The sequence below is a fragment of the Zeaxanthinibacter sp. PT1 genome, from assembly GCF_028464225.1.
Taxonomy (GTDB): domain Bacteria; phylum Bacteroidota; class Bacteroidia; order Flavobacteriales; family Flavobacteriaceae; genus Zeaxanthinibacter.
The window spans coordinates 220,587-241,234 of record NZ_JAQPCN010000004.1; the positions used below are offsets into that span (position 1 = coordinate 220,587).

General features: G+C 47.0%; 19 protein-coding genes and 1 riboswitch. Of the genes, 8 read left to right on the forward strand and 11 right to left on the reverse strand.

Annotated features, from left to right (window positions below; translation table 11 throughout):
- The first annotated feature begins 22 nt into the window (after nt 1-22).
- Together PP178_RS12110 and cls are read left to right on the forward strand one after the other, a co-directional pair.
- Nucleotides 23-979, forward strand: a complete 957-nt coding sequence (locus PP178_RS12110) for a lytic transglycosylase domain-containing protein (protein WP_272594613.1) — start codon at nt 23-25, stop codon at nt 977-979.
- The gene (gene cls, locus PP178_RS12115; protein ID WP_272594614.1) at nt 979-2,442 is read left to right on the forward strand and encodes a cardiolipin synthase; all 1,464 of its coding nucleotides are present in this window, start codon (nt 979-981) and stop codon (nt 2,440-2,442) included. The genes PP178_RS12110 and cls overlap by 1 nt, the downstream gene beginning before the upstream one ends.
- On the opposite strand, the gene PP178_RS12120 is transcribed toward cls, so the two are convergent.
- On the reverse strand, nt 2,443-2,958 hold the full coding sequence (locus tag PP178_RS12120) for a DUF2892 domain-containing protein (RefSeq protein ID WP_272594615.1): 516 nt from the start codon (nt 2,956-2,958) through the stop codon (nt 2,443-2,445).
- Between the two features lies 1 nt (nt 2,959).
- Entirely contained in the window at nt 2,960-3,844 is an 885-nt protein-coding gene (locus PP178_RS12125) for a DUF6263 family protein (protein WP_272594616.1), read from the reverse strand.
- Between the two features lie 163 nt (nt 3,845-4,007).
- Here PP178_RS12125 and rpmH point away from each other — a divergent pair, with 163 nt between their 5' ends.
- On the forward strand, nt 4,008-4,166 hold the full coding sequence (gene rpmH / locus PP178_RS12130; RefSeq protein ID WP_272594617.1) for a 50S ribosomal protein L34: 159 nt from the start codon (nt 4,008-4,010) through the stop codon (nt 4,164-4,166).
- 90 nt (nt 4,167-4,256) lie between these two features.
- Nucleotides 4,257-7,109 carry a carbamoyl-phosphate synthase large subunit gene (gene carB / locus PP178_RS12135; protein WP_272594618.1) on the forward strand — a complete coding sequence of 951 codons (2,853 nt, stop codon included), beginning with the start codon at nt 4,257-4,259 and terminating at the stop codon, nt 7,107-7,109.
- A 53-nt stretch (nt 7,110-7,162) separates the two neighbouring features.
- Here the strand turns inward: carB and PP178_RS12140 are convergent, their stop codons facing one another.
- A complete protein-coding gene (locus PP178_RS12140; protein WP_272594619.1) occupies nt 7,163-7,669 on the reverse strand; it encodes a YceI family protein in 507 nt (168 codons plus the stop codon).
- 35 nt (nt 7,670-7,704) lie between these two features.
- Entirely contained in the window at nt 7,705-8,067 is a 363-nt protein-coding gene (locus tag PP178_RS12145; RefSeq protein WP_272594620.1) for a hypothetical protein, read from the reverse strand.
- Between the two features lie 254 nt (nt 8,068-8,321).
- Between PP178_RS12145 and PP178_RS12150 the strand changes: the two genes are divergently transcribed.
- On the forward strand, nt 8,322-9,176 hold the full coding sequence (locus tag PP178_RS12150; protein ID WP_272594621.1) for a DUF5777 family beta-barrel protein: 855 nt from the start codon (nt 8,322-8,324) through the stop codon (nt 9,174-9,176).
- Here PP178_RS12150 and gndA read toward each other — a convergent pair whose 3' ends face one another.
- The gene (gene gndA / locus PP178_RS12155; RefSeq protein ID WP_272594622.1) at nt 9,177-10,589 is read right to left on the reverse strand and encodes an NADP-dependent phosphogluconate dehydrogenase; all 1,413 of its coding nucleotides are present in this window, start codon (nt 10,587-10,589) and stop codon (nt 9,177-9,179) included. It lies immediately after the preceding gene.
- A gap of 173 nt (nt 10,590-10,762) precedes the next feature.
- Between gndA and zwf the strand changes: the two genes are divergently transcribed.
- Entirely contained in the window at nt 10,763-12,298 is a 1,536-nt protein-coding gene (zwf, locus tag PP178_RS12160; protein WP_272594623.1) for a glucose-6-phosphate dehydrogenase, read from the forward strand.
- 8 nt (nt 12,299-12,306) lie between these two features.
- On the forward strand, nt 12,307-13,026 hold the full coding sequence (gene pgl, locus PP178_RS12165) for a 6-phosphogluconolactonase (RefSeq protein ID WP_272594624.1): 720 nt from the start codon (nt 12,307-12,309) through the stop codon (nt 13,024-13,026).
- Here pgl and PP178_RS12170 read toward each other — a convergent pair.
- From PP178_RS12170 to PP178_RS12195, 6 genes are all read right to left on the reverse strand, one after another.
- Complete coding sequence (locus tag PP178_RS12170) at nt 13,013-13,558, reverse strand: acyl-CoA thioesterase (protein ID WP_272594625.1); 546 nt, start codon at nt 13,556-13,558, stop codon at nt 13,013-13,015. The two genes, pgl and PP178_RS12170, sit on opposite strands and share 14 nt — an antisense overlap.
- Before the next feature lie 2 nt (nt 13,559-13,560).
- The gene (locus PP178_RS12175; protein ID WP_272594626.1) at nt 13,561-13,926 is read right to left on the reverse strand and encodes a 6-phosphogluconate dehydrogenase; all 366 of its coding nucleotides are present in this window, start codon (nt 13,924-13,926) and stop codon (nt 13,561-13,563) included.
- Nucleotides 13,923-15,278, reverse strand: a complete 1,356-nt coding sequence (rmuC, locus tag PP178_RS12180) for a DNA recombination protein RmuC (RefSeq protein ID WP_272594627.1) — start codon at nt 15,276-15,278, stop codon at nt 13,923-13,925. Before rmuC ends, PP178_RS12175 begins: the two co-directional genes overlap by 4 nt.
- A 60-nt stretch (nt 15,279-15,338) precedes the next feature.
- Nucleotides 15,339-16,133 carry an ABC transporter ATP-binding protein gene (locus PP178_RS12185; protein ID WP_272594628.1) on the reverse strand — a complete coding sequence of 265 codons (795 nt, stop codon included), beginning with the start codon at nt 16,131-16,133 and terminating at the stop codon, nt 15,339-15,341.
- Nucleotides 16,134-16,200: 67 nt separating this feature from the next.
- Complete coding sequence (locus tag PP178_RS12190) at nt 16,201-17,232, reverse strand: FecCD family ABC transporter permease (RefSeq protein WP_272594629.1); 1,032 nt, start codon at nt 17,230-17,232, stop codon at nt 16,201-16,203.
- Entirely contained in the window at nt 17,229-18,380 is a 1,152-nt protein-coding gene (locus PP178_RS12195; protein ID WP_272594630.1) for an ABC transporter substrate-binding protein, read from the reverse strand. The genes PP178_RS12190 and PP178_RS12195 overlap by 4 nt, the downstream gene beginning before the upstream one ends.
- A 60-nt stretch (nt 18,381-18,440) precedes the next feature.
- Nucleotides 18,441-18,674: riboswitch (cobalamin riboswitch) on the forward strand.
- Between the two features lie 68 nt (nt 18,675-18,742).
- Between PP178_RS12195 and PP178_RS12200 the strand changes: the two genes are divergently transcribed.
- Nucleotides 18,743-20,611, forward strand: coding sequence for a TonB-dependent receptor plug domain-containing protein (locus PP178_RS12200; RefSeq protein ID WP_272594631.1), 1,869 nt, complete (start codon nt 18,743-18,745; stop codon nt 20,609-20,611).
- Nucleotides 20,612-20,648: the final 37 nt, after the last annotated feature.

Here is a 20,648-nt window from a genome sequence, read left to right on the forward strand (position 1 = left end):
GAGAGACTAAAAAAAAATAAAAATGCGCTTACTGAAGAATATACTGATGGGATTGGGAGTAGTGCTGCTGGTCAGCACCCTTGTTTTTGCCGTGCAACAGCAAGATCCCGAGGAGATGAGATCGGAAAAAGATGTAAAACCACAGCTTGATAAGAATGTTGCCAGGAGCTACACCATTACGCCCATAGACATTCCGGAAGACCTGAATTTTGCCGGGGAGCCCGTACCCCAGGAAGACCCGGAAATCATGGAACGCGTAGACCGGGAATTCCTGGTCAACACCTACTGGCAATCCAATGCACTTTTATTGATCAAGAGGGCACACAAATATTTCCCCGTAATAGAACCCATGCTGGCCCGTCATGGAATCCCTGATGATTTTAAATACCTTGCCGTGGCAGAGAGCGGTTTGCAGAACGTAGTTTCCCCTGCAGGGGCTACAGGTTTCTGGCAGATCATGAAGGCTACCGGAAAGGAATACGGATTGGAAATAAACGATAACGTAGATGAGCGGTACCACCTGACTAAAGCCACGGAAGCTGCTAGTAAGTACCTCCAGAAATACAAGAACAAATACGGTTCCTGGACCATGGCAGCCGCCGCGTATAACGCCGGTACCGGGTCTATTGATAAATTTATGGGGATACAGGAGGTAGACGACTACTACGACCTGTTGTTGGGCCAGGAGACCGGTCGTTACGTCTTCCGGATCATGGCAATCAAAGAGATACTCAGTAATCCCGAAAAATACGGATTTAAACTGGAGCAGGATGACTATTACACCCAGGTGCCTACCTATGAGGTAGAGGTGGATGAACCGGTTACAAATTTCGCAAAGTTTGCGAAGCTTTATGGGATCAATTACAAAATCCTGAAAAGACACAACCCCTGGCTCAGGGAGCCTCACTTAAACAATAGTTCAAGGAAGAAGTACTATGTAGAAATTCCGAAAGAAGGTTACTACAAGATTAATCCCTGATGCTGCAGTACGTTCAAGATCACTGGTGGAAATTATTATTGGTATTGAACTACCTGCTGGTGATCATTTTTTCCATTCTCATTGTACTGAAGAACAGTAACCCTGTAAAAACCCTCTCTTATATCTTTGCCCTGGCAACCCTGCCTTTCCTGGGTTTGCTGGTCTATTATTTTGTAGGGCAGGACTACAGGAAGAATAAAATCTTTGAAAAAAAATATTTCCTTGACGATGCCAAATTAAAAAACTGGCGGAAACGCTTTAAGCTGGACAGGGAAGAGCGTGAGGACTTCGAGGAGGAGTTCGGAGAGGGACTTGCTAAGATTCACAGCCTGCTTCGGTACAACGAACGATCCGTTCTTACTTTTGATAACGAGGTGGATATCCTGGTAAACGGGGAGGTAAAATTTAAGAGATTACGGGAGGATCTGAGAAAGGCGAAAGATCATATTCATATGGAATACTTTGTCTTCCTGGATGATGAACTGGGTAGCGAATTAATCGATATCCTGGTCGAAAAAGCAGCAGAAGGTGTCCATGTCCGCTTGCTTTACGACGATGTGGGAAGTAAATTCTCGGCAGCCACCAAAAGGAAAATGAACCAGAGCGGGATTGCCCATTTTCCCTTTATGCCGGTTCACTTACCCAAATTTGCGAGTAAACTCAATTACCGCAATCACCGAAAGATCGTGGTGATCGACGGGAGCGTTGGATATGTCGGTGGAATCAATATCAATAAAAAATACGATAACAGTTATGAAAACCCCAGGTACTGGAGAGATACACACCTGCGAATAGAAGGTCCGGCGGTTGGATCACTGCAGGCCTCTTTCCTATTGAGCTGGGATTTCTGTAATAACGAAGAGGAGGAGTTGATCAACGAATTTTTCCCGGAACACAAACCGGATTGTAATGACCCGGTTGGAGTACAGATCGCCGCCAGTGGACCCGATAGCGATTGGGCGAATATTATGGAAGCCATGTTTACCGCGATTAACACGGCCAGGGATTATATCTATATCACTACCCCTTACCTAATCCCGAATAATGCTATGCTGACGGCCTTATCTACTGCCGGTCGCAGCGGGGTTGATGTTAGGATCATTATTCCGTACGAATCTGATTCCTGGGCAGCCCAGTACGCGACAGATTCCTACATTGAAGAGTTGTTGAGTTCCAGGGTTAAGATATTCCGGTACACCAAGGGCTTTATCCATTCCAAAACCATGGTGGTTGACGATTGCTTCTCCAGTATAGGAACAGCGAACCTGGATTACCGTAGTTTTTCGATCAATTTCGAGGTCAACGCTCTGCTTTACAACCGGAAGAAGGCCAAAGAAATGAAAGAGCTGTTTGAAAAGGACCTGGAAGACTGTGATGTGGTAGACCTGGACCGATGGTTAGAACGGGGAATCCGCAGGAAGCTGCAGGAGTCCTTTAATCGCTTATGGGCTCCATTACTCTGATCAGATCTTTTTCATCTGCTGCTGCATCATCTTGATCTGCTCGTTAAGCATATTGTTCTTGTCCAGCTTTTTGGCTTCTGCTAACAAGGTCTGAGCCTCTCTCTTACGTCTTTTCTGCATGGCGATACCTGCCAGGCTCAATTTTGCCATTGCCAGGTCATAGTCCATATTCAGTCCCAGTTTCAGTGCTTTACGAAAATACTTCTCTGCCTGGGTCAGGTTTTTCTGTGAATAGATGATCCCAAAAAGGTAGTTGTAGTATCCTTCTTGCTTCTCGGTAAGTGCAGATGAAGGATTTTTAACCCGGTTAAGCCATTTTTCCGTACCGGCCAGGTCTTGTTTTCGCATCCTGAGGAAGGCCAACAAAAGAAACTCGTTCCTGAAATATAGAAATACAAAGATCAGGGAAAAAAGAATTAGGAAGATGCCGTTAGCGATCTCACCTTCGATGAACTGGTAAACGGCAAAGGCAATGATAAGGGCGGTTATTACGAGTTTGATGTTTTTGTTGAACATGTCAGTCTTGTATTAATATATAGGTTATTGTTGATTTTATTCTTGTAGGTACGGCCACTTCTCCCAGTGCCATAGGGGAGGAGTATCCTTTGGAATTGCTTTCCACTTTCATGGATCGGACAAAACCTGATTCTCGCAAGGTAACCAGCCTGGTATGCTGTAAGCCTTCTAATTCTATAGGCTGCTCTGGCTGGTCTATCTTTATTTTGATGCGGGATTTACCCAGTATGGTGGCCTTAGTTGGCAATAGCTCTTCTAAGGTCCAGTCATTCCTGGCCGAGATCTTTCCCTGGTATTGGTTAGACCATTGATCACCCACCTCTACAGCCCGGTCCGGGTAAAAGTATGTCAGTTGTTTAAAACTGTTTGAAAGTGCTTTTGATCCGAAATCACGTTCCAGGGAGGCCTGCATCAGCATCCGGGAATATTCATCTTCCAAGCCTGATGCATCTACCATTTTATCGATCATTATGTCGCCTCCTTTAACGTCAAGAACATTACCGGTCCTTGACATTACTATCTCAATAGGTGATTCTAACAGGGAATGAAATACATTGGAATCCTGGTCGCCTTCCCCGGGATTGCCGGCATTTACTTCTAATAATGTGCCTTGAAGGTTAGAGGACAAGCTAATATTGAGCTCTTTAAATGTTACCGTGATGTAATAATTGTCTTGCTGTAGCCCGGTCACTTCAAATTTCATGATACTTTGGAGTGTGTTCGTCACCTGGTGGGGGCCCTGGGGCATATCCTGGATGATCTGCTGCTGTGCCTCCTGCCTTATGGTAAACTGCTCACCTTTCTCCAGGGAATACTGCAGTGTTGTCTGACCAAATCCCAGGCTGGTAAGGCAAAAAAGAAAGCATATAGAAATTGATCTGATCATGGGGTCCGGGTACTGCCTGATTGCAGCCGCAAAAGTAATAAAAACTATCGGAAATATTTTCTAATTCCATTTGGCAAAGCGAAAAGTCTTCGTATATTTGCGCCCAGATTTTGAGGAACGTGAAGTCTCCTCGTCATAACAGCAGCATCAAAATTTTTCCAGAATGAAAAGAACATATCAGCCCTCGAAAAGGAAGAGAAGGAACAAACATGGTTTTAGAGAACGCATGGCATCCGTTAATGGAAGAAAGGTGCTGGCTAGTAGAAGAGCCAAAGGTAGAAAGAAACTTTCTGTATCTTCTGAGCCGAGACACAAGAAATAATGAATAAATATTCATAAATAAAGAGGTGTTACTTTTTAAAAGTAGCACCTTTTTTTTTGTTTTGTAGTTACCCCTGTATAATCCCGTACTATGCCAAAAAGAAAAGAATTAAAAAGTGTATTGATTATAGGTTCTGGTCCCATCGTTATAGGGCAGGCCTGCGAATTTGATTACTCCGGATCCCAGGCCCTGCGCTCCCTGAGAGAAGATGGAATTGAAACCATCCTGATTAACAGCAACCCGGCGACCATCATGACAGATCCGTCAATGGCAGATCACATATACCTCTTGCCATTGACGACAAAGTCGATTATAAAAGTGCTGAAAAAGCACCCGAATATCGATGCAGTATTGCCTACCATGGGAGGGCAAACGGCGTTGAACCTCTGTATAGAAGCCGATGAAAAAGGAATCTGGGAAGATTTTGATACCGAGATCATCGGCGTAGATATCGATGCGATAAATATTACTGAAGACCGGGAGAAATTCCGTGAACTGATGATGAAGATCGGGATCGGAATGCCACCACAGGCCTCCGCTACCTCTTTCCTCAAAGGAAAAGAGATTGCACAGGAATTCGGTTTTCCCCTGGTGATCAGGGCTTCGTATACCCTTGGGGGAGCAGGTGCTTCTATAGTACACCGGCAGGAAGATTTTGACGAGCTGCTCAGCATAGGGCTCGAAGTTTCTCCCATCCACGAGGTGATGATCGATAAAGCCCTGATCGGCTGGAAGGAGTACGAGCTGGAACTGCTGCGTGATGCAAATGACAACGTGGTGATTATCTGTACCATAGAAAACATGGATCCTATGGGGATACATACCGGGGACTCTATTACGGTAGCACCCGCTATGACCCTTTCAGACCGTACATTCCAGCGTATGCGTGATATGGCGATCAAGATGATGCGAAGTATCGGTGATTTTGCCGGCGGATGTAACGTGCAGTTCGCGGTAAGTCCTGATGACGAGGAAGATATTATTGCTATCGAGATCAACCCAAGGGTTTCCAGGTCTTCTGCCCTGGCTTCTAAAGCAACCGGGTATCCAATTGCCAAGGTAGCTACCAAACTGGCTGTCGGTTACCATCTGAACGAACTGGAAAACCAGATCACTAAGTCTACTTCGGCCTTATTTGAGCCTTCAGTGGATTACGTCATCGTTAAGATCCCTCGCTGGAACTTTGATAAGTTTGAAGGATCGGACAGGACCCTGGGCTTACAGATGAAATCTGTAGGCGAGGTAATGGGTATTGGTCGCTCTTTCCAGGAAGCTTTGCACAAAGCCACCCAATCCCTTGAGATTAAAAGAAATGGACTGGGTGCAGACGGCAAAGGATACACCGATTATGAAACCATCATTCAGAAGCTTACGGTTCCCAGCTGGGACCGGGTATTTGTGATTTATGATGCCATACAGTTGGGTATCCCGCTGAGTCGTATCCATGATATCACCAAGATTGATATGTGGTTCCTGAAGCAATACGAAGAACTCAACTGCCTGGAGAAGGAAATTTCCAAGTATACGGTAGAAAGCCTTCCCAAGGAATTGTTGCTCGAGGCCAAACAGAAAGGTTTTGCAGATCGGCAGATTGCACATATGCTCGATTGCTACGAGAGTGAAGTGCATAAAAAGAGGATGTCGCTGGATATCAAAAGGGTGTACAAACTGGTGGATACCTGTGCGGCCGAATTTGAAGCGGTAACTCCGTATTACTATTCGACCTTTGAAGAAGAAATTGAAACTGCAGACGGGAAGAAATACGTAGCCAATGACAGCGAGGTTACCGATCGGAAGAAGATCGTGGTCCTTGGTTCAGGTCCCAACAGGATAGGGCAGGGAATCGAATTTGATTACTGCTGTGTGCATGGTGTACTGGCAGCGGCAGAATGCGGTTACGAGACCATCATGATCAATTGTAACCCGGAAACAGTGTCGACCGACTTTGACACCGCCGACAAGCTTTATTTTGAGCCCGTTTTCTGGGAGCATATCTACGATATCATCCTGCATGAGAAACCCGAAGGGGTAATTGTACAGCTGGGAGGACAGACGGCCTTGAAACTGGCAGAGAAGCTGGATAAATACGGGGTTAAGATCATCGGTACCAGCTTTGACTCCCTGGATCTTGCTGAGGACCGTGGTAGTTTTTCTAAGTTACTACAGGATAATGACATTCCTTACCCTGAATTCGGCGTAGCCGAGAGTGCGGATGAAGCCCTGGCTCTTGCCGATAGACTCAACTTCCCTTTGTTGGTTAGACCTTCATACGTCTTAGGAGGACAGGGAATGAAGATCGTAATCAACAAGGAAGAATTAGAGGAGCATGTGGTAGACCTGCTTCGTAAGATCCCGAACAACAAACTTTTACTGGATCATTACCTGGACGGTGCCATCGAAGCCGAAGCAGATGCTATCTGCGATGGGGAGGATGTGTATATCATCGGGATCATGGAGCATATAGAGCCTTGCGGGATCCATTCCGGGGATTCTAACGCTACCCTGCCGCCCTTTAACCTGGGCGAGTTCGTGATGCAGCAGATCAAGGACCATACCCGCAAGATCGCCCTGGCCCTAAAGACCGTGGGACTGATTAATATACAGTTCGCGATCAAGGATGATAAGGTGTACATTATTGAAGCCAATCCAAGGGCTTCCAGGACCGTTCCATTTATCGCTAAAGCCTACGGGGAACCCTATGTGAATTATGCGACCAAAGTGATGCTGGGGGAGAAAAAGGTGAAAGATTTTGACTTTAATCCAAAACTGGAAGGGTTCGCGATCAAACAGCCTGTTTTCTCTTTCAATAAATTTCCCAATGTTAATAAGAATCTCGGGCCGGAAATGAAGAGTACCGGTGAGAGTATATTGTTTATCGACAACCTCAAGGACGATCAATTCTACGACCTCTATACCAGGAGGAAAATGTACCTGAGTAAATAACAAAAGCTAATAAAAGCTGAACTAACCCCTTGTTTCATACGGAGCAGGGGGTTTTATTTTTCCGAGGGTTCTAATTTTAAATCGACCGTGACCTTTACCTCGCGGGCGATCTTCCTGAATAATAATCTTGGTACCCTGATATCAAAATCCTCTGGCCTGACGATGAATTCGGTTTGGAGCCAGAAATCATCATTATCTTTTTGTACAGTGGCCATGGCACTGATCTCCCGGCTTATTTCACGGATGGTCAGAATGCCTTCCAGGGGATACTTATCCTTTGTAATACTATCCTTGGAATAACCCAGCAGTGTACCTCGGAAAGTAGCTTTTGGGTATTTTTCAGATTCCACGTAGTTCTCGTTAAAATGCTCTTCCATCAATTTCTTCCTGAAGCGGAAATCCCGTAAGAGCAAGACCGCTCCTATATCACCGCTATCATTTTTAAAAATACCATTTACAGCAGTGTTAATGGCATTGATATCCTCTAAGGGTGTAGAAGCATTAAAGGTAATTTCACCGGAATTAGTAACATAGGTATCCTGGGCATACACTTGGAGCATACCGAGAAGTAAACATGCTATGACAATTCTGCTCATCATTCCGGGAATCCCGCATCAACCCAGGCCTGTATGGCGTTACGCGCAGATGTCGGTAAGCGTCCGTCTGGCGGCATGGGGTTCGTACTGCTGTTAATCCTGCCAAGCAGGTTCCTGCTCTGCACTGCGCTCCTCACTTGTTGAAAGGTAGTCAGGGACATGGGCGCATTATTCGTCGGGGGATTTCCATGGCAGCTTGTACAACTGGACTGCATGATCGGGCGAATATCGTCGGTGTATGTAAAAGCTCCTCCATCCGGGTCATCCGGAGGCATTACCCCATCTGAATTATCACTGCTGGAACAAGCAACAGACATGATTCCCATGAATAATATCGCTGTCCTGTATAGAGGTCGTTTCATGATCTGAACATTTAGGAGTTAGAAAATTTTAAACACTTTTTTCGGTGTTGTAACCCAGTCCACTATTAAAGATAGTGAAAAGTACAAGGTCAGTAACAAGATGTATCACTTCTATCTTGGTTGCTTAGATATCGATTTATAAGGATTTGCGCAGCTAGTTGAATTTTCGGGATGCTCAATGTTGGATAGAAATAATTCGTAATTTTAATAGTGGTTTTAAAATTAATCGAACGAGGGTAAAGATGTTTATAAAGATGAAAAGATGCTTGTTGTATTGTATGTTGTCGTTTCCTTTTTTCGTGGCGGCACAGGATGACCTCCTAGCAGAGATCGATAAAACTGACAGTAGCGTAGTCGCTGAAGCAGCCTTTAAGGGATTAAAGATCGTGAACTTTGAGTCGACCAAGATGCTTAGTAAGCGCGAGTTCTACTTTATCGTGGCCCATAGGTTTGGAAGTATTAAAAATGGTTTTGACGATTTTTTCGGTTTGGATTTTGCCAATACCCGCTTGCATTTTCTCTACGGGATAAGCGATGGGTTAAATGTCTCAGTAGCCCGGAGTTCTTTTAATAAGACCTATGATGCATCTCTCAAATACCGCCTGCTCAGCCAGGGGACAGGTACCCCTGTGACCGTGGCAGGCTATAGCCAACTCGCTGTAAATACGCTCCTGGAAGAAGCCTTGATCCTGAGACCTGTCAGTTTCGATGACCGGCTCTCTTTTACCCAGCAGCTGTTGATTTCCAGGAAATTCAATGATAAACTCTCCCTGGAATTAATGCCAACCTATTTCCATGAAGGATATACTGCTTACGCACCACAGGAAAATTCCCAGTATGCACTTGGCATAGGGGGGCGGTATAAATTAGGAAAACGATGGAGTATCAATATGGATTATGGCTGGCACCTGAACCGGGCAGACGGTTCACCCTTCGTTAACCCGCTTTCTATAGGTGTGGATATAGAAACCGGCGGCCATGTTTTCCAATTACACTTTACCAATGCTCAGCCCACTTTTGAGAGTGGTTTCCTCGGTAACGCCACCGGGGATTGGAGCGAGGGGGATATTTATTTTGGCTTTAACCTGAGCCGTGTCTTCAATTTCTGACTATCCTTCCCATTCGGTATGGAAAATTCCATCCCTGTCTGTACGTTCATAAGTATGCGACCCAAAATGATCTCGTTGTGCCTGTATGAGGTTCAGGGGTAACCTGGACGAAGTAAATGCGTCAAAATAGGTAAGTGCGTTGGACAAACCGGGCAATGGAATTCCGTTTAAAGCACCATAGCTTACCAGGGTCCTGGCGGCATTTACTGTAGAATGTACTTTATCCGTGAACTGTGCAGACATCAACAGGTTAACCAGATTTTTATCTGCAGCGTATGCATTGGAAATATCCTCGAGTAGTCCTGCCCTGATGATGCATCCTGCCCGCCATATTTTGGCGATGGTCGCCATCTCTAATTCATACCCGTATTCTTTAGAAGCTTCCGCTAACTGGTGCATTCCCTGGGCATAGGTCATAATGAATGCAAAATAGAGTGCATTTTCGGCCAACTCTTCCAAAGCACCTTCTGTCATTGGCTGAATTTCCGGGCGATTATAGACCTTATCTGCCGCTACCCGCTGGTCTTTTAGCGCAGAGATCTCGCGCATACTTACAGCTATATCAATGGTCGGGATAGGTATCCCCAGGTCCATGGCATTCTGAGAGGTCCATTTTCCTGTTCCTTTCTGCTTGGCTTTATCGAGGATCTTATCCACTAATGACCCTTCACCCAGCTCATCTTTCTGGGCAAAGATCTGGGCTGTGATCTCTACGAGGAACGATTGTAACCTGCCCCGGTTCCATTCGGAAAAGGTCTGGTGGAGTTGCTCATTGTTCATACCACCCGCTTTCCTCAGCAGGTCATAAATTTCTGAAGTCAACTGCATCATCCCATATTCTATGCCGTTATGGACCATTTTAACGTAGTTTCCTGCCGATTTAGGCCCTAAATAGGCTACGCAGGGCTCTCCTTCAAATTTGGCGGCTACGGCTTCAAATATGGGTTTTACTTCGCTGTACCCTTGTTTAGAACCACCCGGCATGATACTGGGGCCCCTGCGGGCACCTTTGGCTCCACCCGAAACTCCTGCACCAAAGAAATTAATGCCTTTATCGCTGAGATATGCCTCTCGCCGGTCCGTATCGGTAAAGAAAGAATTTCCACCGTCTATAATGATATCGCCCTGCTCCAGGTGCGGAAGTAAATTGCCGATTACCGTATCGACGATTTTACCTGCAGGTACCAACAGCATGATTTTTCTGGGTGAAGAAAGTGAATTTACAAAGGTTGACAGGTCTGTGGTAGCATCTACCTTAGATCGGTCTCCCCCTTCTTCCTGTAAGGCCTGGACCTGCCCGGCGTCCAGGTCGTAACCGAAAGCGGTAAATCCGTTGTCGGCAACGTTCAGGATAAAGTTCCTGCCCATCACTCCTAGTCCTATCAGTCCAAAATCATACGTGTTTTCATTCATAATGTTCTTGTTTCAATACATTTTTGCCGCTTTGCCCGGGAAGTCTCCCTAAAGAAACCAAAATAACTTTATCTTAGTCTGGCGAATATCAAAAGTAACCAAATTATCTGTTCCTTGCGGCCTTCTTTCCCAATTCTGGAGCATTGGTTTACCATCATATAAAAAAGCATTGCATGAATAAGACTTCCAATCAAATGTTAATCATCTTCGGGGCATCGGGAGACCTGACAGCCAGGAAATTAATCCCGGCCCTGTTCAATCTTTATAAGGATGATCACTTCCCCGATAAGTTCGTGGTATTGGGGGTAAGCCGGAGTGATCTGACGGATGTGTCCTTCCGAAAGAAGGTGGTTGAAGACAGCAGCTACCTGGCGGAGGAGCTGGGAAAGGAAGAGAAGGAATATGTAAAGAAATTCGCTGATAAGATATTTTACGAGGATCTCGGCAATTCTTACGATACCGACTATACCAACCTTGCACACCGTATTTCTGACCTGAACACCAAGTACGGTACGGATAACAATTACATCTACTATCTCTCTACCCCACCCAACATCTACGAGGTGGTGGCCAAAAATCTTTGCGAGAAAGGTCTGACCGATGAGACTGAGGGGTGGAAACGATTTATCGTTGAAAAACCTTTTGGTTACGACCTGGAATCGGCGAGATCCCTGAATAACGCACTGCACCGGTATTTTAAAGAAAATCAAATTTACCGAATAGATCATTACCTGGGTAAAGAGACGGTACAAAACCTCTTGGTGACCCGCTTTGCCAATAGTATATTTGAACCCTTGTGGAACCGTAATTATATTCACCATATAGAGATCACTAACGCAGAAAGTGTGGGCGTTGAAAAACGCGGGGGATATTATGATAAGTCCGGAGCGCTGCGCGATATGTTCCAGAATCACTTGCTGCAGATTGTTTCACTGGTAGCCATGGAACCCCCAATCGGGGACCAGGCCGAGGAGATCAGGAATGAGAAGGTTAAAGCATTGAAATCGCTTCGGGTCATGAGGGATCACCAGACCATTCATAACCATACCATACGTGGACAATACCTTTCGGCAGAGATCAATGGTGAAAAGGTGAAAGGATACCGTGAGGAGGAAGGTGTAGACCCTGATTCGACCACGGAGACTTATGCAGCCATTAAGTTCTTTGTCGATAACTGGAGATGGAAAGATGTTCCTTTTTACGTCCGGACGGCGAAAAGGATGCCTACCAAGGTGACAGAAATCGTTATACATTTTAAATCTACTCACCACCAGATCTTCAAAGACTCAGCGGGCATCACCAATAAAGATAACCAGCTTATCATCAGGATACAGCCCGATGAAGGTATACTGATCAAGTTCGGGGTAAAAGTACCGGGGCAGGGGTTCAAGGTAGAAAGGACCAACCTGGATTTCTACTATTCCAGTTTAAACGAGACGAATGTCATGACGGCCTACGAGCGATTGCTGCTGGATGCCATGCAGGGTGATGCCACCCTTTATGCCCGTGCAGATGAGGTAGAGGCCGCCTGGGAATTCGTAGACCCTATACTGGACTACTGGAAGAACGGAAAGGACGTGGTCACCTACGGTTATTCTGCAGGGGTCTGGGGCCCGAAGAACGCAGACGAACTTATAGACGGATTATATATGTGGCGGAATCCCGGTGCGCAACTGGCGGATGACCCCGGGTTCTGTGTAATTAAATAATAAGAATAATGGAATTAAAGATATACGATTCAAAGGCAGATGTTGCAAAGGCTTTCTGTGATTTTTTGCAGGAAGAGCTGAAGCAGAAAAAGATGTACCATATTGCCCTTTCCGGGGGAAGTACCCCGCAGGGGGTATTTGATCTCCTGGCCACGGATAAGTATAAAGACATCGATTGGTCAGGGGTACACCTGTATTGGGGCGATGAACGTTGTGTGCCGCCTACGGATGCGGAGAGTAATTATCGGATGACCAAAGAACACCTGCTATCCGGGATCGATATTCCCTCAGGAAATGTTCATCGTATCCGGGGGGAAGATATCCCTTCCCAGGAGGCCTGGAGATACAGCCGTTTCCTCGAAGAGAAATTACCACAGGCTAACGAGTTGCCGAGATTTGACCTCCTTATGCTGGGAATGGGGGATGATGGGCATACCGCTTCTGTTTTTCCGCACCAGATGGAGCTCTGGGATGCTGAAGAGCCCTGCGTAGTGGCCGACCATCCCGAAAGCGGGCAGAACCGTGTCAGCCTCAGCGGAAAGATTATCAACAATGCGGCGATTGTCACATTCCTGGTGACAGGGGCTAATAAGGCAGAAAAAGTAGAAGAGATCTTAGAGAAAAAGGGAGGGTATACATCATACCCGGCCTACAGGGTACAGCCTGCAGACGGAAAATTGTTCTGGTTCCTGGATAAGGCGGCTGCCTCGGGGATCAGCGCAGCTTAAGGCTGACGTTCTCACCTTCGATCAGTGGAAGGTACTCCGTAATATCAAACCCTTTACGTTCAAACTTATTCCCGCGGTCATGGGCCTGTTCCTTGTAGAATTTGCTCCTGGCAAAACGTCGCACGCTGTCTGCATCTTCGATCAACAGGCCCGGGACCCGTATGTTATTGCCTTCGCCATCTTTGGCGACCATGGTGAAGTAGGAAGAATTGCAGTGCTTCCTTTTCCCCGTGGTAATGTTCTCCGACTCTACCCGCACCCCAACTACCATAGAGGTCTTGCCGGTATAATTGATCGAAGCTTTGAGGGTTACCAATTCGCCTACTTCTATGGGGTTCAGGAAGTTTACCCGGTTTACCGAAGCGGTGACGCAATAACTCTGTGAGTGCTTTGATGCACATGCAAAAGCGATCTGGTCCATCAGGTTCAGGATATAGCCGCCATGAACCTTGCCCCCGAAATTAGAATGGGAGGGAAGCATCAGTTCTGTCAGGGAGACCCTGGTTTCTTTAACCGTCTTAAAATCTTTCATGTTTATCTTCTAAAATGCGGTGAACTGTCTAATGCTACCGAGGTGATAAAATACTTGGTGTCGCCGAGCCAGAAAAAGGTGGCGTAGCGTTCCGTGTACTCGAGTTTTACATATTCGCCCTGGTATTCCCTGAGTTTCTGAATCACATCCTGTTCCTGGTCCAGAACGGAGAAGCTGAAGATCTGTGCACCGGAGATGCCCTGGCTGATTTGCCCTTCCCAGGTCTTGGCGATCACCCCTTTGCGGCTGATCTTGATCAGCTCACCGGAGCGTACTCCCTCACTGTAGGGCACAAAATAGATAAAAGCGTATATGGCTGCCATCAGGGCAAACAGGACGATGAGGAAAATTCCCAGGGCTTTTTTCATAAGTTTAGTTTACGGACTTCTTGTTCTTCTTCCTCTTCCTGCTCACCGGCACGTTTGAGAAGGTTTTCGGGTAAAGATTTCTTGGCTTTGGCACCCATCCTCTTCAATTTCTCGATGCTGGTAACTATATTTCCACGCCCCTCAACCAGTTTATTCATGGCTCCACGGTATTCCGTACGGGCATCTTCCATTTTTTTACCCACTTTGGTCAGGTCAGAGACAAAACCTTCAAACTTATCATAAAGAGCGCCGGCCTGCCTGGCGATCTCAATGGCATTTCTGCGTTGCTTTTCATTGCTCCACATGCTGTCTATTGTTCTCAGGGTGGCCAGCAGGGTAGAAGGGGTAACGATTACAATATTGCGTTCAAAAGCTTTATTGTAAATAGAGGAATCGCTGTTGATGGCGATAGAAAAAGCAGTTTCTATGGGGACGAATAACAACACAAAATCAGGGCTCTCCATTTCGTATAAGTCCTCGTATTTTTTGGCCGATAGTTGGTCTACGTGCCTGGTCAGGGAGTTGATATGGGCTTTCAGGTATCGCTCCCTATCCTCTTCTTCGGCATTTACAAAACGCTCGTAGTCCGTCAGGGATACCTTTGAATCCACTACCATCTTCTTACCATCGGGCAGGTGGATAATGACATCGGGTAATACCCGCCTGCCATCTTCGTTCTGGAAACTTTGTTGTACGGTATATTCGCGATCCTTTTCCAGGCCTGACTTTTCCAGGACACGCTCCAGGACCAATTCGCCCCAGTTCCCCTGCATCTTACTATCTCCTTTCAGTGCTTTGGTCAGGTTTTCGGCTTCCTGGGTAATTTTCAGGTTCTGGCTCTGCAGGTTAAGCAGTTGTTCTTTCAGGGCAGAATGGATGCTGATATTCTCTTTCTGACTGTCCTCTACCTTCTTTTCAAAATGAAGGATCTTTTCCTGAAGCGGGCTCAGTATGTTCTTGATATTTTCCTTGTTCTGTTCGGTGAATTTGGAACTTTTTTCGTCCAGGATCTTGTTGGCCAGGTTCTCAAATTCCTTGGTGAATTTCTCCTGCAACTGGGCGACTTCCTGTTGTTGTTCCTGGTTCTTTCGTTCCAGGTTGACCAGGTCTGACTCGTAGCGGGTATTCTGAATGCCCAGTTGTTCTTTCTGTATCCGCAATTCCCGGATCTCGTTCAATTGCTGTTCTGCGCGTTTCTCCGCTTCTCCCAGGGCGTAACGCAATTGCTGTTCCCGTTCTACCAGGGCGCTCTGGCTGCTTTTGGTCTTTAAGGCCTGGATATAATTTCCCAGGAAATAACCCGAAATAAGGGTGATTAGGGCAATTAAGAAATAAATAGTTGTCGGATCCATCAGCGGATTGTTTGCTAGGGTAAAGATAGGAGTTTGCAGGTAAAATAGCGTTGTATTGTATTAGGATACAATCTTAAAATTCCCGGTCTTCGGATCAAAGGAGATAAGATCTCCGGGGAACAGGGACTCAAAGCGCTTTTGCTCTATCAGTTCACAGGGAGCTCCAAAGGAATTTTCCCGGTTGTCCAGGATCAGCATTCGATCGCAGAGCTGAATGGCCAGGTCAACCTCATGGGTAGTAAAAAGGATGGTCTTGTCCATTTCGTGGGAGATGCGCTGCAGCAGTTTCAGAATCTGCACCTTGTGGTAGAGATCCAGGTGGGTAGTTGGTTCATCGAGCAGCATCAGCGGCGTGTCCTGAGCCAAAGCGCGGGCGATGAGCACTTTTTGCATCTGGCCATCACTGAGTTCGTAGCATTTCTTGGCGTGCGAACTTTCCAAGCCGACCATGGCCAGTGCCTGCGAAATCTTTTTCCTGTCCCTGGCCTCCAGTGTACCGATCCAATTGGTGTATGGCTGCCTGCCTAATTGTACCAATTCCCAGACGGTGAGATTTTTAGTGGCCAGCGGCTCGGTTAGTACAAGGCTAATAGCTTCTGCCAGTTTCCGGTTCCTGTACGTATCCAGGTTCTTCCCCCTAAGGCGTACTTCTCCCGATAATGGGGGTTGCACTTGTCCCAGGGTACGTAACAAGGTCGATTTCCCGATACCGTTTACCCCGACAATAGCGGCGAAATCCCCGGAATGCAATTCAAAGGAAATAGCTTCTGCGACGATCTTATCTCCCTGTTTTTCAGTGTAACCGACCGCCAGTTCCAGGACTTCTAAGGCATTTGTTTTCGCTTTCTTGTTCATGGTACAGGACAAAAATACGTTTAAATGTTGGGATGCAGCTCCCCTTTAGGCAACACGCTTACTACTATCAGAAGATCATTTTACGTTTACGAACCAGCAACCAGATGACCACAGGTGCCCCGATGATAGAGGTGATAGCATTGATAGGTAACACATAGGAGGAGGAAGGAAGCTGCGCCAGGGTATCGCAGAGCAATAAGAGGATAGCACCATAGAGAATCACTGCAGGGACAAGGACCTTATGATCAGTGGTGTCAAAGATCTGCCGGGTCAGGTGGGGTACAGCCAAACCGATAAAGGCGACAGGCCCTGCAAATGCTGTTACGGCCCCGGCTAAAAGACCCGTAGCTCCAATAATGATATACCGGGATCGCTGTAGAGAAGTACCCATGCTGCGAGCGTAATGTTCCCCTAAGAGCAGGGCATTTAAAGGTTTTATAGAAATAATACTGAGTGCTATACCCAGCATCAGAATAACTCCCAACAATCCCAGTTGGGGCCAGGACAGGTTGCCCAGGCTGCCATAGGACCAGAAGATATACTGCCGTAGTTTCTCGGCATTAGAAAAATAAGATAGTACGGTAACCACGGCTGTAGTTACACTCCCGAACATCAGCCCGATGATCAGCAGGGCCATGGTGTCTTTGATCCGTGCCGCGACGCCTAATACCGCCAATAGGACCAGGAAACTGCCTGCACTTGCAGCAATAGCTAATGTAACGTCATTGATCAGCAGACTGCCCACCCAACCCGAAATAAGCCCTGAACCCATGATCAGCAGGGCTACACCCAGGCTTGCACCGGAGCTTATACCCAGTACAAAAGGACCTGCCAGGGGGTTGCGGAACAGGGTCTGCATCAGCAGTCCGCTCAGCGAAAGCCCGGCACCTACAAGAATGGCTGTAAAAGCTTTGGGCAGCCGGTAATTCCAGATAATATAACGCCAGGAATCTTCAGCAACGGTACCTCCTATAATTGCGTTAAAGGTATCTTTTAATGGTATGGTCACAGAACCCAGGCCCGTATTCAGAAAGAATGCGACGAGCAAGAGCAGTGCCAGCAGTAGAAAGGGCAGGCGGTATGATTTTTTAGGGTTCAATCGGCCAGGGGTTTAAAGAAAAAGGGCTCATGCGAAGGCAGTAAGCCGGGATGAAGTAAAGATATAAGGTCTTTTAAAACAAGATTCGGGCGGTTGGGCGCCAGTTCGTAATATAAAAGCCCACCGGTTGGACCTGTAGTCCGGGCAAAGGTAAATACCTGTTTTTCCCGGAATGCACTGAACTGGCTGTAATGGCGGTTTGCCTCCTGCATCTCGGTATAACTCGTATACTGCGATGGGGATACCCAGCTGTCAGCATCTTTGGCTTTGTCCAGGACACTCTCTATACTGAGGGAAAGGCTGCCACTGTCCGAAGTATCGCTCCAGAGGTAGTTGGCATTGGCATCTTCGAGGAAGCGGGCCATCCAGCTATTGCCACCGGGCAGGTACCAGATGTCTTTATAAAGCGCACCACACAGTACCGTAGGGCGTTCCGGGGCATTGGCGGCCAGTTTTTTGGCCTCCAGGTAATCTTTTTCAATGCTTTTAAAAATGCTGTCTGCTAACTGTTCTTTACCGAAAAAAGGAGCAAAGAATTTGATCCATTCCGCCTTACCAAGGGGGGAGTTCTCTGTCCAGTCCCCGTTATAGGCCACAGGGATCCCTGAGCGTTGGACCACGTCATAGGCCTTATTCTGGTTATCTATGGAGAAACCCACAACCAGGTCCGGTTGCAGGGCCAGTAATTTTTCGGTATTCACGGCTTCGTTACTGCCAACATCGGTTACTTCGCCGGCATCTACACGTTTTCTTGCCGCCTCCGAGGAAATGTAACGGGTCTCCGGGAAGCCCACCAATCGATCGATGACACCCAGAGATTCCAAGGCAGGGATGTGGGTGGTAGAGGTCACAACGATCCGCTCAACGGGGATAGCGATAATGGCGTCGTAAGCGTCGCGGTCAAAAGTGGTATAGGCCAGTTGCTCTCGCGGTACCAGCAGGTAACGAAACGGTTTTTCGGCCCCTGGCCATGGGGAGTTCACCTTTAAAAGACTTATGCCGTTGCTGTCCTGGCTGATCGATAAACCGGATGCATAGGTGATACGGTTGGTGTTTTGAGGCTCTTGTTGTGGTAAATCATTTTCCTTTTTTTCCGTTTTGCAGGAAATCAGGCAGAAGATAGCGGAGAGGAACAGGAGTCTTTTCAAAGTGGTATATGTAGATCGGTACCAAAAGTAAGATTAAAAAAAAGTTGAACAAAATTGTTTACCTTGGCTGCCGAATATTGGTTCTCAATATTTTTCTAAGTATTGGGATTAAAAGGGAATCCGGTGAGATGAGGTATAATGCCTTGTAAAATCCGGAGCTGTTCCCGCAACTGTAAGCTCTGTTCCCTGTTCAGGGAATGCCTGCTGCAACTTCAACACCACTGCCAGTTTAATGGCGGGAAGGTATGCAGACAGGACGCAAGCCAGGAGACCTGCCTTATTCAAAATCAATTATCTATAAACTTCGGGAAAAAGTTTAGGTATGGTCACATATCCATACGCCCGTTTAATTCAATTTAAAAATGAACAAAAGACATGTTTTCTTTTGTGGCGCCGTAATGGCGTTCAGCTGTGCATGGGCACAGCAAATTCCCGGGGATTCTACTGCCGTGGAAATCCTGGATGAGGTTGTTGTAAGCGACAGTCGATTTGCCCTGAAAAGGGAGTATTCCGGAAAGACCGTGATTAGTATAGGCCCGGAAGAGTTGCAAAAATATACGGGACGTTCCGTGGCCGAAGTGATCAATACCCTTAGTGGGCTGGAGATCGCCGGAAGCCGGGGAAGGCCGGGCGAAGTACTGGGCGTCTATGCCCGGGGTGGTCGCGGGCGGCAGGTGCTGGTCCTGATCGACGGGGTTCGAGTATCCGATCCTTCATCATTTGCCCAGGAATACGACCTGCGTTACCTGGGTACGGATAATATCGCTTCCTTAGAAATTATTAAGGGAGCTGCCAGTACCTTGTATGGGTCTAATGCCGCTACGGCGGTGATAAGTATTACGACCAAAAAAGCCTCAGGGGAACCGCTAAGCGGGCATTTTGAGAGTAGTATAGGGACCAACCAGTCCCAGGAGAAGCAACAGTACAATATCTCCGAATTTTCAAATAGCGCTCGAGTAGGAGGAACAGCAGGAAATGTTAGTTATACTGCTGATTTTTCCAATGCCTTTTCAGAAAACCTTTCCTCATTGGTCACCCCGGGAAATGAAGAAGATATCTTCTCCCGTTTCCAGGCCAGGCTGGGCCTGGGCTATCAATGGTCTTCAAATAGCCACATCAGGGTCTATGGGAACCAGACTAAATTACGATCGGATTACGACGAGTCTTTTGGCCTGCTCGATGCGCCATACCAGTTTCGCAGCGAACAGAAAAGGGCAGGGCTGGCTGCAGTCTTCGGTTATGATCAGGGGGAAGTGAATATCAATGCCGCTGTATCCGAATTTGATTCGGAGAATATCAGCGCATTCCCGGGTACTTTCAGCGGGCAGACCTGGGTTATTGATGCTTTCAACAAATACACTTTCAATGACAAATTCTATACGCTCCTGGGTGTTAATTACAACCGGGAAAAGGCAGACCTGGAAGAAAGCCCTTCTTTTACACTGCTGGATCCCTACCTGAATGCCGTATACATATCCGGATCGGGGCTGAACCTTAACGCAGGTATCCGGCTGAATACCCACTCTGAATACGGAGAGCAGCTGGTTTACAACCTGAACCCTTCATATTCCATATCCACGGGAGAAGGCTACGTAAAACTACTGGCTTCCTGGGCTACATCGTATATCACGCCTTCCCTCTCCCAGCTCTTCGGGGCATTCGGGGCTAACCCGGACCTGGAACCTGAAACCAACAGGACCCTCGAAGGAGGGCTGGAGTGGGCTGCATCGGATCGCTTCCGCATCTCCGGGCTCTATTTTAACCGGGAAGAGGAGAATTTCGTGTTTTTTGACAATGTAGCTTTTGTCTATAACAATTCCCGGGAGGTGATCAAAGCCCAGGGAGTGGAGCTGGAGCTTTCCTGGCTGGCTTCGGAACAATGGAATGTAAGTGGGAATTACACCTTTACCGAACGCAGCGGTGATAATGCTATCCGTATCCCTAAGCACAAGCTGAATGCCAATGTGGATTACCGTTATTCGGACAAGGGGTTGATTTCACTGAGGTATGCGTACACCGGGACACGAAAAGACACGGATTTCAGCACCTTTACCGATGTGGAACTGGATCCGTTCTCCCTGGTAAACCTGTATGCCTCGAGGGAAGTGATGCCGGGAAAGCTTAAAATCTTCCTCAATGCCGAGAACATCCTGAACGCCGACTATACAGAAGTGATCGGCTTTAGTACCCGGGGACAGAATATACGGCTTGGATTTATCCTTGACCTGTAGCGAAAAGAACGGCCCGCTATTGCGGGCCGTTTTACTT